Source organism: Streptomyces sp. NPDC029041 (assembly GCF_040637515.1).
Taxonomy (GTDB): Bacteria; Actinomycetota; Actinomycetes; order Streptomycetales; family Streptomycetaceae; genus Streptomyces.
In genome coordinates this window covers 1-14,812 of sequence record NZ_JBEZWO010000017.1, presented here as the reverse complement: position 1 = coordinate 14,812, position 14,812 = coordinate 1, and the positions used below count along the sequence as shown (strand labels likewise).

14 protein-coding genes are annotated in these 14,812 nt (G+C 70.8%); 7 read left to right on the top strand and 7 right to left on the bottom strand.

Annotation, left to right across the window (positions count from 1 at the left end):
• The first annotated feature begins 33 nt into the window (after positions 1 to 33).
• Together AB0F04_RS32925 and AB0F04_RS32920 are read left to right on the top strand one after the other, a co-directional pair.
• Positions 34 to 1,089 (top strand): LLM class F420-dependent oxidoreductase, encoded by a 1,056-nt coding sequence (locus AB0F04_RS32925; RefSeq protein WP_362048448.1) that lies wholly within the window; start codon positions 34 to 36, stop codon positions 1,087 to 1,089.
• Between the two features lie 266 nt (positions 1,090 to 1,355).
• Positions 1,356 to 2,144, top strand: coding sequence for a ferritin-like domain-containing protein (locus AB0F04_RS32920; protein ID WP_362048445.1), 789 nt, complete (start codon positions 1,356 to 1,358; stop codon positions 2,142 to 2,144).
• Between the two features lie 11 nt (positions 2,145 to 2,155).
• Here AB0F04_RS32920 and AB0F04_RS32915 read toward each other — a convergent pair whose 3' ends face one another.
• The gene (locus tag AB0F04_RS32915; RefSeq protein WP_362048442.1) at positions 2,156 to 3,151 is read right to left on the bottom strand and encodes a magnesium and cobalt transport protein CorA; all 996 of its coding nucleotides are present in this window, start codon (positions 3,149 to 3,151) and stop codon (positions 2,156 to 2,158) included.
• Positions 3,152 to 3,212: 61 nt separating this feature from the next.
• On the opposite strand from AB0F04_RS32915, the gene AB0F04_RS32910 reads away from it, so the two are divergent.
• The 4 genes from AB0F04_RS32910 (at position 3,213) to mshC (ending at position 6,683) form a co-directional block, all read left to right on the top strand.
• Positions 3,213 to 3,899 (top strand): histidine phosphatase family protein, encoded by a 687-nt coding sequence (locus AB0F04_RS32910; RefSeq protein WP_362048439.1) that lies wholly within the window; start codon positions 3,213 to 3,215, stop codon positions 3,897 to 3,899.
• Between the two features lie 78 nt (positions 3,900 to 3,977).
• Complete coding sequence (locus AB0F04_RS32905) at positions 3,978 to 4,565, top strand: DUF3090 domain-containing protein (protein WP_248507471.1); 588 nt, start codon at positions 3,978 to 3,980, stop codon at positions 4,563 to 4,565.
• Positions 4,529 to 5,359, top strand: a complete 831-nt coding sequence (locus AB0F04_RS32900; protein ID WP_362048436.1) for an SCO1664 family protein — start codon at positions 4,529 to 4,531, stop codon at positions 5,357 to 5,359. Before AB0F04_RS32905 ends, AB0F04_RS32900 begins: the two co-directional genes overlap by 37 nt.
• Before the next feature lie 94 nt (positions 5,360 to 5,453).
• Positions 5,454 to 6,683 carry a cysteine--1-D-myo-inosityl 2-amino-2-deoxy-alpha-D-glucopyranoside ligase gene (gene mshC, locus AB0F04_RS32895; RefSeq protein ID WP_362048433.1) on the top strand — a complete coding sequence of 410 codons (1,230 nt, stop codon included), beginning with the start codon at positions 5,454 to 5,456 and terminating at the stop codon, positions 6,681 to 6,683.
• Between the two features lie 92 nt (positions 6,684 to 6,775).
• Here the strand turns inward: mshC and AB0F04_RS32890 are convergent, their stop codons facing one another.
• The 6 genes from AB0F04_RS32890 to AB0F04_RS32865 form a co-directional block, all read right to left on the bottom strand.
• Positions 6,776 to 7,759, bottom strand: coding sequence for a PAC2 family protein (locus AB0F04_RS32890; RefSeq protein ID WP_053673933.1), 984 nt, complete (start codon positions 7,757 to 7,759; stop codon positions 6,776 to 6,778).
• Between the two features lie 158 nt (positions 7,760 to 7,917).
• Positions 7,918 to 8,589, bottom strand: coding sequence for a FadR/GntR family transcriptional regulator (locus AB0F04_RS32885; protein ID WP_362048430.1), 672 nt, complete (start codon positions 8,587 to 8,589; stop codon positions 7,918 to 7,920).
• 126 nt (positions 8,590 to 8,715) lie between these two features.
• Positions 8,716 to 10,332: a glycerol-3-phosphate dehydrogenase/oxidase gene (locus tag AB0F04_RS32880; protein WP_362048427.1), complete on the bottom strand. Its 1,617-nt coding sequence runs from the start codon at positions 10,330 to 10,332 to the stop codon at positions 8,716 to 8,718.
• Positions 10,333 to 10,340: 8 nt separating this feature from the next.
• Positions 10,341 to 11,879, bottom strand: coding sequence for a glycerol kinase GlpK (gene glpK, locus AB0F04_RS32875; RefSeq protein WP_362048424.1), 1,539 nt, complete (start codon positions 11,877 to 11,879; stop codon positions 10,341 to 10,343).
• Between the two features lie 83 nt (positions 11,880 to 11,962).
• Complete coding sequence (locus tag AB0F04_RS32870) at positions 11,963 to 12,757, bottom strand: MIP/aquaporin family protein (RefSeq protein WP_362048421.1); 795 nt, start codon at positions 12,755 to 12,757, stop codon at positions 11,963 to 11,965.
• Positions 12,758 to 13,020: 263 nt separating this feature from the next.
• Positions 13,021 to 13,794 carry an IclR family transcriptional regulator gene (locus AB0F04_RS32865; protein WP_362048418.1) on the bottom strand — a complete coding sequence of 258 codons (774 nt, stop codon included), beginning with the start codon at positions 13,792 to 13,794 and terminating at the stop codon, positions 13,021 to 13,023.
• Positions 13,795 to 14,098: 304 nt separating this feature from the next.
• Between AB0F04_RS32865 and AB0F04_RS32860 the strand changes: the two genes are divergently transcribed.
• On the top strand, positions 14,099 to 14,812 hold a 714-nt coding region (locus tag AB0F04_RS32860; protein WP_362048415.1), incomplete at its 3' end, for a homocysteine S-methyltransferase family protein.

The following is a 14,812-nucleotide window of genomic DNA, read 5'->3' as shown; positions in this document are numbered from 1 at the left end:
CAGGCACGTTACTGATCGGTAAGGGGAAGTGGCATGCAGCTCGGTATCAACCTCGGCTACTGGGGTGCCGGAATGGACGCGGACAACCTGGCCGTCGCCCAGGAGGCCGACCGGCTCGGGTACGCCGTCTGCTGGGCCGCCGAGGCCTACGGCTCCGACGCCGCCACCGTACTGAGCTGGGTCGCCGCGCAGACCGAACGCATCGACGTGGGCTCCGCCATCTTCCAGATCCCGGCCCGTCAGCCCGCGATGACGGCCATGACCGCCGCCACCCTCGACTCCCTCTCCGGCGGCCGTTTCCGCCTCGGTCTCGGCGTCTCGGGCCCGCAGGTCTCCGAGGGCTGGTACGGCGTCAAGTTCGACAAGCCGCTCGCGCGCACCCGCGAGTACGTCGAGATCGTCCGCAAGGCCATGACCCGCGAACGGCTGTCCTACGAGGGACAGCACTGGACGCTGCCCCTGCCCGGCGGCCCCGGCAAGCCGATCAAGCTGACCGTGCACCCGCAGCGCGAGCACATCCCGCTGTACATCGCCGCGATCGGCCCGAAGAACCTCGAGCAGACCGGCGAGATCGCCGACGGCGCCCTGCTGATCTTCCCGTCCGCCGAGCACCTCGAGGACACCACGATCACGCACCTGCGCGCCGGGCGCGAGAAGGCCGGCAAGACCCTCGACGGGTTCGACGTCTGCCCGACCCTGCCGCTCGCCGTCGGGGACGACAAGGACGTGGCCGCGCTCGCCGACACCTTCCGCCCCTACACCGCGCTGTACGTCGGCGGCATGGGCAGCCCCAAGCAGAACTTCTACAACCAGCTCGCCCGGCGCATGGGCTATGAGCAGGAGGCCGCCGAGATCCAGAGCAAGTACCTCTCCGGCGACAAGCAGGGCGCCGCGGCCGCCGTGCCGCACGACCTGATCGACAAGACGACCCTGCTCGGCTCCGTCGACCGGATCGCGGACCGGATGAAGGCCTACGCCGCCGCCGGCGTCACCACCCTGTCCCTCGCGCCGGCGGGCTTCACGCTCGACGAGCGGCTCGCGTCCCTCAGGGCCGGCACGGAGGCCCTGGAGCGCGCCGGACTCGCCTGAACCCGACGGGAGGTTTCAGCGGCCGTGGTGGGGGCTCGGGGGTCTTCCCCGCCACGGCCGTCACGCGGAACAACGCGCCGGGGCCGCCCGCGGTTACGGCACCGCCGCCTCTTCTCCGGCCCGGCCGTCCGGCCCCGCGCGTCCTCCATTCGGCGGAGTTGTCCCTCACACCTGTTGCAGCGTCCTCCACCCCGCACTTGACTCGTTGTTCGCGGAACCCTGCGGAATGCCGCAGTACGCCCACGCGCGCGGGAGAGGTGCCCACGATGCTTTCGGCCAAGAGTCTGTTCCAGGAGATCCTCGACAACGACGAGTCCTTCGCCCTGTTCTGCTCCATCGCCGCGAGCGGCGAGTCCCAGGGCGGCTGGGAGAACGCCCGTATCGCCGCGCTCGTGCCCGAGGCCGAGCGGGAACTCGCCCCCAAGATCAGCCGGCACGGCGCCGACGAGGACAAGCACGGCCGGATCTTCAACGCCCTGTTGAAGAAGCGCGGCCTCGACTCCGTCCCGGTCCCGCCCGAGACCGACTACACCATGCTCCTGGAGAAGAACGGCATCGGCCTCGCGCACGAGCAGTTGAGGCGAGACGAGCGGCTCACGGTCCGGGACATCGTCACCTACCTCTCGCACAGCAGGGTCACCGAGCAGCGCGCCTCCGAGCAGATGGACCTGCTCCGCAAGCACTTCGCCGACCACCCGGACATCGGCCGCGCGGTCAAGCAGATCTCCCACGACGAGGACAACCACCTCGCCTACTGCCACGAGGAACTGCTGCGCTTCGCCTACGCGGGCCACGGCCGGGTCATCCAGCGCACCCTGCGCGAGTGCGCGCTCGCCGAGATCCGGATCTACCGCGACGTCAGCCTCGCCGTGATGGCGCACATGGGCCGCATCCTCGGCTGGTCCAAGGCCAAGTCGGCCGTGCTCGCGGCGGGCATCCACGCGATGTACGCCTACGAACGCGTGGGCGGCTGGCGCCGGATGGTGTCACTGACGCCGCCCGAGCGCCGCAACGCCCTGGGCGGCCCCGCGACCCCGGAGCCCGAATTCGCCTGAGCCGGTCCGGCTTACAGCCAGCCCCGGCGCTTGAACAGCCGGAAGACCATGACCTCCAGGACGGCCATCAGGGCCATCAGCGCCGGATAGGACCAGACGTACCGCAGTTCGGGCATGTGCTCGAAGTTCATGCCGTAGATCCCCGCGAACATCGTGGGGATCGCGGCCATGGCAGCCCACGCGGAGATCTTGCGCATGTCGTCGTTCTGCCGGACGCTCATCTGCGCCAGGTGCGCCGAGAGGATGTCCGACACCAGCCGGTCCAGGTTCTCCACGGACTCGTTCACGCGCGTGAGGTGGTCGCTGACGTCGCGGAAGAACGGCCGGGCCCGGTCGTCGACGAACGGCACGGCCACCCCGGACGTCGCCGTGCCCGCCAGCCGGCTCATCGGCGGGGCCAGCGGCCCGGTCGCCCGGCGGAACTCCAGGACCTGCCGCTTGAAGTCGTAGATCCGCGACGCGGTGTTCCGGGAGCCACCGCCGTCCGGCGAGAAGACCTCCGCCTCCAGCCCCTCCAGGTCGGTCTGCAACTCGGTGGCCACGTCCAGGTAGTGGTCGACGGTGGCGTCGGCGACCGCGTACAGCACGGCCGTGGGGCCCTTGCCCAGCAGCTCCGGCTCCTGCTCCAGCCGGTGACGCACGGCCTTGAGCGGGGAGCCCTCGCCGTGCCGGACGGTCACCACGAACGAGTCGCCCAGGAAGATCATGATCTCGCCGGAGGACACGGTGTCGCTCTGCGGCTCGTACGCCACGGGCTTGAGCACGACGAAGAGTGAGTCGTCGTACACCTCAAGCTTGGGCCGCTGATGGGCCTTGAGGGCGTCCTCGACGGCCAGCGGGTGCAGCCCGAACTCCCGGGTCACATGGTCGAACTCGTCCTCCGTCGGCTCGTGCAGCCCGATCCACACGAACCCGCCCGCCGTGCGGGCCTCACCCAGGGCGTCGGAAAGGTCCTCGGGCCCTTCCGCCCGCTGTCCTTCGCGGTAGATGGCACAGTCGACGATCACGAAGGAACTCTCCCGTCACTCGAACGACACCGCACGCGCGCGTGCGCCTACGCTGGACCGCATGCCCACGCTGATCCTGGTCAGGCACGGACGCTCCACCGCCAACACCGAGGGACTCCTCGCCGGCTGGACGCCCGGCGTCGCCCTCGACGAGCGCGGCGCCGCACAGGCCGCCGCGCTCCCCGGGCGGCTGGCCGAACTGCCCCTCGCCGAAATCGTCACCAGTCCGCTCCAGCGCTGCCAGGAGACCATCCAGCCCCTCCTCGACGCCCGGCCGCAACTGAGCCCGCACACCGACGAACGCATCGGCGAGTGCCACTACGGCGACTGGTCGGGGCGCAAGCTCGCCGAACTCAAGGACGAGCCGCTGATGGAGGTCGTGCAGGCGCACCCCTCCGCGGCGGCCTTCCCCGGCGGGGAGTCGATGCGGTCCATGCAGACCCGCGCCGCCGAGGCCGTACGCGAGTGGAACGCGCGCGTGGAGCGCGACCACGGCGCCGACGCCGTCTACCTGATGTGCTCGCACGGCGACATCATCAAGTCGCTCGTGGCGGACGCCCTCGGGCTTCACCTGGACCTCTTCCAGCGGATTTCCGTCGAACCGTGTTCCATCACAGCGATCCGCTACACCCGGCTGCGGCCCTTTCTCGTCCGGCTCGGCGACACCGGTGACTTCACGTCCCTCGTGCCGCGCGAGGAAGCGCCGGGCGGCGAGGCCGAAGTCGGGGGTGGTGCGGGCGCACCGTGATCGTTCACCGCAGTAGGGTGAAGCGGTCGCAGCAGTGCCGTGGTCACACGGTCCCCACGATCCCAATGGAGACAGGACGTGTCCCGTCAGGTGTTCCTCTACGACCATCCGGAGCGCTTCGTGGCCGGTACGGTCGGACTGCCCGGGCGCCGTTCGTTCTTCCTCCAGGCCTCCGCCGGCTCCCGGGTGACCAGCGTGGCCCTGGAGAAGACCCAGGTCGCCGCCCTCGCCGAGCGCATGGACGAACTGCTCGACGAGGTCGTACGCCGTAGTGGCGGCAGCGCCCACGTCCCCGCCGTCGCCCCCTCGGACACCGACACCGCCCCGCTGGACACCCCCATCGAGGAGGAGTTCCGGGTCGGCACCATGGCGCTCGCCTGGGACGGCGACGAGCAGCTCATGATCGTCGAGGCGCAGGCGCTCGTGGAGCTGGACGCGGAATCCGAGGAGGACCTCGCCGAGGCCGAGGAGCGGCTGCTCCAGGACGAGGAGAACGGGCCGCCGATGCTGCGCGTCCGGCTCACCGGCACACAGGCCAGGGCCTTCGCCAAGCGCGCCCTCGACGTCGTCAACGCCGGACGGCCGCCGTGCCCGCTGTGCAGCCTCCCGCTCGACCCGGAAGGACACGTATGTCCGCGCCAGAACGGATACCGCCGCGGAGCGTGACGCCTCCCGCGAACGCCGCCGAGCTCCTCGCCCGCGGCGAACTGACCGTACGCGGACGCATCCGCGAGGCCTCCAACGCGGCCCTGTACTGCACGGTGTCCTACGACGGCGAGGACGCGGCCTGCGTCTACAAGCCGGTCGCGGGGGAGCGGCCCCTGTGGGACTTCCCCGACGGGACGCTGGCCCAGCGCGAGGTCGCCGCGTACGAGGTCTCCGAGGCGACCGGCTGGAGCCTCGTGCCGCCCACCGTGCTGCGCGACGGCCCCTATGGCGAGGGCATGTGCCAGCTGTGGGTCGAGGTGAGCCCCGAGGCGGAACTGCTCGCCCTGCTCGACGGGGAGGAACCGGAACCGGGCTGGAAGGCGATCGGCTTCGCCGAGGTCGGTGAGGGACGCACCGCGCTGCTCGTGCACGCCGACGACGAGCGGCTGCGGCGGCTCGCGGTCCTCGACGCGGTCATCAACAACGCGGACCGCAAGGGCGGGCACCTGCTGCCCACCGGTGAGGGGCGGCTCTACGGCATCGACCACGGCGTCACCTTCAACGCCGAGAACAAACTGCGGACCCTGCTGTGGGGCTGGGCGGGGGAGCCCCTCACCCAGGAGGCCATCGGCGTCCTCGAAGGGCTCAGGAAGGACCTGGCGCAGGGCGGGACGCTCGCCGCGCGGCTCGAACCGCTGATCACCGGCGCCGAGATAACGGCCACCCGCGCACGCGTCGCTGCCCTGCTCGCCTCGGGGACCCACCCGGAGCCGAACGGTGAGTGGCCGGCGATCCCCTGGCCACCCGTGTAGCAGCACAGTCGCAGGGCCACCGCAAGAGCGCCTTCTCGGTCGTGTGGCCCGCTCCCATTCGTATCTGGAACTTCAGTCCGGTTAGGCTCAAGGCATGCATGCCTGGCCCGCTTCCGAGGTCCCCGCCCTGCCTGGTCAGGGCCGCGACCTGAGGATCCACGACACCGCGACCGGCGGCCTCGTCACCCTCGACCCCGGTCCCGTCGCCCGTATCTACGTCTGTGGCATCACCCCCTACGACGCCACACACCTGGGACACGCGGCGACCTACAACGCGTTCGACCTCGTGCAGCGCGTGTGGCTCGACACCAAGCGGCAGGTTCACTACGTCCAGAACGTCACCGACGTCGACGATCCGCTCCTGGAACGGGCGCAGCGTGACGGCGTCGACTGGGCCGCGCTCGCCGAGAAGGAGACGGCCCTCTTCCGCGAGGACATGACGGCCCTGCGGATGCTCCCGCCGCGCCAGTACATAGGCGCGGTCGAGGCCATACCCGGCATCGTCCCGCTCGTCGAACGGCTCCGGGACGCCGGCGCGGCCTACGACCTGGACGGGGACGTCTACTTCTCCGTCGAGTCCGACCCGCACTTCGGCAAGGTCTCGAACCTCGACGCCGCGGCGATGCGGCTGCTGTCCGCCGAGCGCGGCGGCGACCCGGACCGCCCCGGCAAGAAGAACCCGCTCGACCCGATGCTGTGGATGGCGGCCCGCGAGGGCGAGCCCAGCTGGGACGGCGGATCCCTCGGGCGCGGACGCCCCGGCTGGCACATCGAGTGCGTGGCCATCGCCCTCGACCACCTCGGCATGGGCTTCGACATCCAGGGCGGCGGCTCCGACCTGGCCTTCCCGCACCACGAGATGGGCGCCTCGCACGCCCAGGCCCTCACCGGCGAGTTCCCCATGGCCAAGGCGTACGTGCACGCCGGCATGGTCGCCCTGGACGGCGAGAAGATGTCCAAGTCCAAGGGCAACCTGGTGTTCGTCTCCAGGCTCCGGCACGACGGCGTCGACCCGGCCGCCATCCGGCTCACCCTGCTCGCGCACCACTACCGCGCCGACTGGGAGTACACCGACCAGGTCCTCCAGGACGCCGTCGCACGGCTCGGCCGCTGGCGGGCCGCCGTCTCCCGGCCCGACGGGCCGCCGGCGGAGGCGCTCGTCGACGAGATCCGCGAGGCCCTCGCGAACGACCTGGACGCCCCGGCCGCGCTCGCCGCGGTCGACCGCTGGGTCGCCCTCCAGGAGCGCGACGGCGGCACGGACATCGGCGCGCCCGGGGTGGTCTCCCGGGCGGTGGACGCGCTGCTGGGCGTAGCGCTGTAGCGCTGCAGCCCACGGAACAGAAACAACAGGGGCGTCTCCCGGCCGGGAGACGCCCCTGTGACGTGCGGTGCGGCACCGTGCGGTGCTTCGCCTCAGTCCTCCGACGACTCGTCGTCGTCCTTGCCCGGCTTCGGCGGCTTCGGCGGGCGGGTGCGGCCGCTGGGGTTGTCCCGCAGGTACGACGTGCTGTCGCTGCCGTCCGCCGTGGCGTGACCGCCGGGCGCGGACGGCCCGCCGCCGTCGTGGCGCCGCAGGTAGCGCTCGAACTCCCGGGCGATGGCCTCCCCGGACGCCTCCGGCAGCTCGGCGGTGTCCCGGGCCTCCTCCAGCGACTGGACGTACTCGGCGACCTCGCTGTCCTCGGCGGCCAGCTGGTCCACGCCGACCTGCCAGGCGCGCGCGTCCTCGGGCAGCTCGCCCAGCGGGATGCGCACGTCGATCAGGTCCTCGAGACGGTTCAGCAGGGCCAGGGTGGCCTTCGGATTCGGCGGCTGCGACACGTAGTGCGGCACCGCGGCCCACAGCGAGACGGCCGGGACACCCGCGTGCGTGCACGCCTCCTGGAGGACGCCGACGATGCCCGTGGGGCCCTCGTACTTGGTCTCCTCCAGGTCCATGCGCCGGGCCAGGTCCGGGTCGGACGTCGTGCCGCTGATCGGAACCGGACGGGTGTGCGGGGTGTCGCCGAGCAGGGCGCCCAGGACGACCACCAGTTCCACCCCCAGTTCGTGCGCGAAGCCCAGCAGTTCGTTGCAGAACGAACGCCACCGCATGGACGGTTCGATGCCCCGGACGAGGACGAGGTCGCGCGGCTTCTCGCCGCCGACCCGGACCACCGACAGCCTGGTCGTGGGCCAGGTGATCTTGCGGACGCCCGCTTCCATGAACACCGTGGGGCGGTTGACCTGGAAGTCGTAGTAGTCCTCGGCGTCCAGCGCCGCGAAGACCTCGCCCTTCCATTCCCGGTTCAGATGCGCGACCGCGGTGGAGGCGGCGTCGCCGGCATCGTTCCAGCCCTCGAACGCGGCCACCATGACCGGGTCGACCAGCTCGGGAACCCCCTCGAGCTCGATCACCCAGCGCCTCCTTCCGACGTGCCCTCGCTTGACCACCCAACCTTACGGCGTGCCGCGGGGGCGCCCGCAGCCCCCTTACAGGGGGAGTGACCCCATCACTGCCCCGTGATCCGCTCCTGAACACCCCGGACGCCTCCGGGCAGTCCGCGGGGCCCTGGTCACAGGGTGGAGCGCAGCCACTGCTCCACGCTCGCGACGTGGACGGTCGCCCACGAGCGCGCCGCCTCGGGGTCCCGGTCGCGCAGGGCGGCCAGGATCGCGCGGTGCTCGCGCAGGGTGCCGGCGACGGCGTCCTCCTGGGTGAGGCCGCGCCAGATCCGGGCCCGGGTCGTGGGGCCCGACAGACCGTCGAGCAGCGAGCACAGCACGGAGTTGCCCGAGCTCTGCACGATGCCCCGGTGGAACTCCAGGTCGCAGGCGACGAGATCCTCCACGGACGGGGTGTCGCCGAGCTTGTCCAGTTGGGCGCCGAGCGCGTCCAGCTGCTGCTCGCTGATCCGCAGCGCCGCCATGGCGGTCGCCGCCGGTTCCAGGATGCGGCGTACGGCCAGGAACTCCAGGACCGTGTCGTCGCGGTGGAAGTCGACGACGAAGCTCATCGCCTCCAGCAGCAGTTGAGGGTCGAGACTGGTGACGTAGGTGCCGTCGCCCTGCCGCACGTCGAGGATCCGGATCAGCGACAGGGCGCGCACGGCCTCCCGCAGGGAGTTGCGCGACAAGCCCAGCTCGGCGGCGAGTTCGCTCTCCTTGGGCAGACGGTCGCCCGGGCGCAGCGCGCCCGAGACGATCATCCCCTTGATCTTCTCGATCGCCTCGTCGGTGACTGCCATGGCGGCCTCCCTGTGCGTTTAAGACCTCCGACGTATCAGGTCATTATGCGGCCACGGAAACGCGGCAGGGGCGGCTCCGTCGGCGTGGAGCCGCCCCTGCCGGGATGGGGTCCCCCGTGCCCGTACCTACTTCTTGTCGAGCAGGTCCTGCACCTTGGCGCGGACGTCGTCCGTGGCGAGGCCGCGGATCGTCAGCGTCGTGCGGCGGCGCAGCACGTCGTCCTGCGTCTCGGCCCACTCGTGGTCCCGGGCCCAGACGACCTGCGCCCAGATCTCCGGGGCGTCCGGGTGGACGCGCTCGGCGAGCTCGGGGCTCTCGTTGGCCAGGCGGGCGATGTCGAAGGCCAGCGAGCCGTAGTGCGTGGCCAGGTGCCTGGCCGTGTCCGCCGCCATGCGCGGGCCCGGCGCCGGGCGGTCGGTGAGCAGCCGGTGGGCGACCGCGCGCGGGTTGGCGATGCCGGGCAGCGGCAGCTTCTTCGGCAGCGCGCTGATCGGCTCGAAGTCGTCGCCCAGCGGGTGGCCCGGCAGCGCCTCCAGCTTCTTCATGATCGTCCGGCCGATGTGGCGGAAGGTGGTCCACTTGCCACCCGCCACGGACAGCATGCCGCCCCGGCCCTCGGTCACGACCGTCTCGCGCTTGGCCTTGGCGGTGTCGCCGGGGCCGCCCGGCAGCACGCGCAGGCCGGCGAAGGAGTACGTGATGAGGTCGCGGCTCAGCTGCTGGTCGCGGACCGAGAAGGCGGCCTCGTCGAGGATCTGGGATATGTCCCGCTCGGTGACCGAGACGTCCGCCGGGTCGCCCTCGAACACCTCGTCGGTGGTGCCGAGCAGCAGCATGTCCTCCCAGGGGAGGGCGAAGGTGATGCGGTACTTGTCGATCGGGGTCGCGAGCGCCGCCTTCCAGGGGGAGGTGCGCTTGAGGACCAGGTGCGCGCCCTTCGACAGGCGGATGGACGGCGCCGCGTTCGGGTTCTCCATCCTGCGCAGGTGGTCGACCCACGGGCCGGTCGCGTTCAGCACCAGCCGGGCGTCGACGCCGAACTCGTCGCCGGACAGGCGGTCCTTCAGCTCGGCGCCGGTGACCCGGCCCTGCGTGAAGCGCAGGCCCGTCACCTCGGCGTGGTTGAGGACGACCGCGCCCGCCTCGACGGCCCCGCGGACCGTCATCAGCGCCATGCGGGCGTCGTTCATCTGGTCGTCGCCGTAGACGGCCACGGCCTTGAGGTTCTCGGTGCGCAGCTCCGGCACGTCCTGCGCCGCCTTGGCGGGGGACAGGAGGTGGCCGACGCCGTCACCGAACGCGGAGAGCGCGGAGTAGGCGAAGACGCCCGCGCCGAGCTTCGCCGCGCCGTGCGGCCCGCCCTTGTACACGGGGAGGTAGAACGTGAGCGGGTTCGCCAGGTGGGGGGCCACCTGACGGGAGACCGCACGGCGCTCGAAGTGGTTCTCCGCGACCAGCTTCACCGCGCCGGTCTGCAGGTAGCGCAGACCGCCGTGGAGCAGCTTGGAGGAGGCGGAGGACGTGGCGCCGGCGAAGTCGCCGGCGTCCACCAGAGCCACCCTGAGGCCGGACTGCGCGGCGTGCCAGGCGGTGGAGATGCCCAGAATGCCGCCGCCGATCACAAGAAGGTCGTACGACGCCTTGGAGAGCTGCTCCCTGGTCTCGGCTCGGCTCGGGTTCGAGCCGGAGGCCGGGTGCGTCCCCAGGGCAGGCACGGACTGCAGGGTGGACTTGGTGGTCATGCTGTTTCTTACTCCTCGTCCTCGAGCCAGCCCATGGTCCGCTCGACGGCCTTGAGCCAGTTCTTGTACTCACGGGCGCGGGTCTCCGCGTCCATGCGGGGGGTCCACTCGGCGGCCCGGCGCCAGTTGGCGCGCAGGTCGTCGGTGCTGTTCCAGAAGCCGACGGCGAGACCGGCGGCGTAGGCGGCACCGAGGCAGGTGGTCTCGGCGACCATCGGGCGCACCACGGGGGCGTCCACGAAGTCGGCGAGGGTCTGCATCAGCAGGTTGTTGGAGGTCATGCCGCCGTCGACCTTGAGGGCGGTCAGCTCCACGCCGGAGTCCTTCGTCATGGCGTCGGCGATCTCCCGCGTCTGCCAGGCGGTGGCCTCCAGGACGGCGCGCGCGAGGTGCGCCTTGGTGACGTACCGGGTGAGGCCGGCGATCACACCGCGGGCGTCGGAGCGCCAGTACGGGGCGAACAGGCCGGAGAAGGCCGGCACGAAGTAGGCGCCGCCGTTGTCCTCGACCGACAGGGCGAGGGTCTCGATCTCGGCGGCGGTGGAGATCAGGCCCATCTGGTCGCGCATCCACTGCACCAGCGAACCGGTGACGGCGATCGAGCCCTCCAGGGCGTAGACCGTCTTCTGGTCGCCGATCTTGTAGCCGACCGTGGTCAGCAGGCCGCTGTACGAGTTGATGATCTTGTCACCGGTGTTCATCACCATGAAGGTGCCGGTGCCGTAGGTCGACTTCGTCTCGCCCTCGGCGAAACACGTCTGGCCGAACAGGGCCGCCTGCTGGTCGCCGAGCGCGGAGGCGACCGGGATGCCGCCGAGCAGGTCGCCCAGCTTGCCGCCGGTGATCTCGCCGTAGACCTCGGCGGAGGAGCGGATCTCGGGCAGGATCTGCTGCGGGACGCCGATGGACTCGCAGATCTTCTCGTCCCACTGCATGGTGTGCAGGTTCATGAGCATCGTGCGCGAGGCGTTGGTGACGTCCGTGACGTGCTTGCCGCCGTCGGTACCACCGGTCAGGTTCCAGATGACCCAGGTGTCCATGGTGCCGAAGAGGATGTCGCCCGCCTCGGCGCGCTCCTTCAGGCCGTCGACGTTGTCGAGCAGCCAGCGGGCCTTGGGGCCGGCGAAGTAGGAGGCGAGCGGCAGGCCCGTCTCGCGGCGGAAGCGGTCCTGGCCGACGTTGCGGCCGAGCTCGCGGCAGAGGGCGTCGGTGCGGGTGTCCTGCCAGACGATGGCGTTGTGGACGGGCTCACCGGTGTTCTTGTCCCACAGCACGGTCGTCTCGCGCTGGTTGGTGATGCCGATGGCCTTGATGTCGTCGCGGGTGATGCCGGCCTTCTCGATGGCCCCGGCGACGACCTCCTGGACGTTGGTCCAGATCTCGGTGGCGTTGTGCTCCACCCAGCCCGGCTTCGGGAAGATCTGCTCGTGCTCCTTCTGGTCGACGGAGACGATCCGGCCGTCGCGGTCGAAGACGATGCAGCGGCTGGAGGTCGTGCCCTGGTCGATGGCGGCGATGAACGGGCCGGCGGTGTGCGCGTCGGTCACTGTGTGCTCCTGGTCATTCCGGGTTTATGGGGCTTTACGTACGGCGCGTGCTGGAAGTTTCCCGTCAGGGCGGGGAATCGCTCCTAGGCGAATGCGACGTTGTAGATGCCCGCCGCGATGGCGCCGCCGATCAGCGGAGCCACCACGGGGACCCAGGCGTAGCCCCAGTCGGAGCCGCCCTTGTTGGGCAGTGGCAGCAGGGCGTGCACGATGCGCGGACCGAGGTCACGGGCCGGGTTGATCGCATACCCCGTCGGGCCGCCGAGAGACAGGCCGATCGAGACCACGACGAGCGCGGTGATCAGGGCGCCCAGGTTGCCCAGGCCGTTGCCCTTGTCGTTCAGGCCCTGGGTGAGCACGGCGAGCACCAGCACGACGGTGCCGATGACCTCCGTGGCGACGTTCTGCCAGGCGATCCGGACCTCGGGACCGGTGGAGAAGACGCCCAGCACGGGGCCGGCGCCCTTCTCCTGGGCCTCGACGGCCTTGGCCGTGGTGTCCTGCGCACCCGGGCCGCCGACTATCTCGCGGTCGGTGAGGTGGGCGTGGAACTGACCGTAGTAAGCGATCCAGACCAGAGCGGCACCGATCATGGCACCGAGGAGCTGGCCGGCCCAGTAGACCGGGACGTTCTTCCAGTCGCCGTCCTTGATGGCGATGGCCAGCGTCACGGCCGGGTTCAGATGGGCGCCGGACAGCGGCGCCGAGGTGTAGACGGCCGTGAGCACCGCGAAGCCCCACCCGAAGGTGATGGCGAGCCAGCCGGCGTTGCGTGCCTTGGAGGCCTTCAGCGTGACGGCGGCACAGACGCCGCCGCCGAGGAGGATGAGTATGGCGGTACCGATGGTCTCGCCGATGAAGATGTCGGAGCTGGACACCCGCGACTCCTTTGTCCTACGTCCAGGGAAGTTCGATACCGGCCTGGCGTTGTCACACTCTAGCGCGTATTGCCGGTAGCTGTTCGACAATGTCGACCGATGGACGGGAGTCTTGCTTCGGCGTTACGAGCACGTCAAGGGCTGTGGACTCGAAAATCTGATCGTTACTGATCGCCGCCGCCCAGGTGATCTTTGCCGCAGGTGAGCGCGGACATGCCGAGGACCGGAACGCCCCGCGGCGCCCCGGTTTCGCTCGTGTGCCCTCAGAACCGCCCGGCGCCCAGGTCTCGCGAGACCGCGCGGGCGCAGTCCCGTACCGCCGCGATGAGCTCGGGCCGCAGCGTTCCCTCGTCGTCGGGCCGGCACAGCCGTTCCACGGCGCCCGTGATGCCCACCGAGCCGACCGGCATGCGCCGCCGGTCGTGGATGGGAGCAGCGATGGAGGCCACGCCCTCCCAGGTCTCCTCCACGTCCGCCGCGTACCCACGCGCACGCGTGACGTCGAGGATGTGCTCGAAGCCCTCCGGCTCGCACACCGTACGGTCGGTGAACGCCTTGCGGTCGGCCTCCAGCGCCTCGCTGTGCGCCACCGGGTCGTAGGCGGACAGCACCTTGCCCAGGGCCGTGGAGTGCAGCGGTTGCATGGCCCCGATCTCCAGGACCTGCCGGCTGTCGTCGGGCCGGAAGACGTGGTGCACGATCAGCACGCCCTGCTGGTGCAGGACGCCCAGGTAGACGCTCTCGCCACTGGAGCGGGCCAGGTCGTCGGCCCACACCAGGGCGCGCGCCCGCAGCTCGTGCACATCGAGGTAGGTGGTGCCCAGGCGCAAAAGCTCCGCGCCCAGCTGGTAGCGCCCGGAGGCGTCGTCCTGCTCCACGAAGCCCTCCTGCTGGAGGGTGCGCAGGATGCCGTGGGCGGTGCCTTTGGCCAGGCCCAGCGACGAGGCGATGTCCGACAGGCCGAGCCGCCGCTCGCCGCCCGCGAGCAGCCGCAGCATCGCGGCCGCCCGTTCGAGCGACTGGATGTTCCGTGCCATCGCCGTACTGCCTCCGTCCCCTTCGACCGCCGACGAGCGTCACCACAGCCCTCGTTCGGCAATGTCGAACACTACCGGTCGATGTCGACCTCTCGCTAATGGCTGGCCGCCATTTGTTGCGCCCGGTCGACCGACATGTCACCCAAGTGGGCCTTTCGATGCCACCGGAGTCCGCCCCGTGGACGCGCTGCCCATCCAAGCCCACTCCCGGTTACGCTGGCGCGGTGCGCCCTTCCCCGGATGCCCCCTGGCTGTCCGGGAAGCCGCAAAGCCGACAGCCGTCGCATCCGAGGGAGCCCCTTTCATGGCCGCGTTGCCGCCGACCCCTTCCACCGACAGCCGGGCCCGCGTGTCCGCGCTCCGAGAAGCCCTGGCCACCCGAGTGGTCGTGGCCGACGGAGCCATGGGCACCATGCTCCAGGCGCAGGACCCCACGCTCGAGGACTTCGAGAACCTCGAGGGCTGCAACGAGATCCTCAACCTGACGCGGCCGGACATCGTCCGTTCGGTCCACGCCGAGTACTTCGACGCCGGTGTGGACTGCGTGGAGACCAACACCTTCGGCGCCAACCTCACCGCCCTCGGCGAGTACGACATCCCCGAGCGCGTCACCGAGCTGTCCGAGGCAGGTGCCCGGATCGCCCGCGAGGTGGCCGACGAGTTCACCCGCAGCACCGGGCAGCAGCGCTGGGTGCTCGGCTCGATGGGACCCGGCACCAAGCTGCCCACCCTCGGCCACACCACCTTCGGCGCCATCCGGGACGCCTACCAGCAGAACGCCGAGGGCCTGCTCGCCGGCGGCGCCGACGCGCTGCTCGTGGAGACCACGCAGGACCTGCTCCAGACCAAGGCCTCCGTCATCGCCGCCCGCCGGGCCATGGAGGCCACCGGCCACTCCGTACCGCTGATCGTCTCGGTGACCGTCGAGACGACCGGCACCATGCTGCTCGGCTCCGAGATCGGCGCGGCCCTGACCGCGCTGGAGCCCCTCGGCATCGACATGATCGGCCTGAACTGC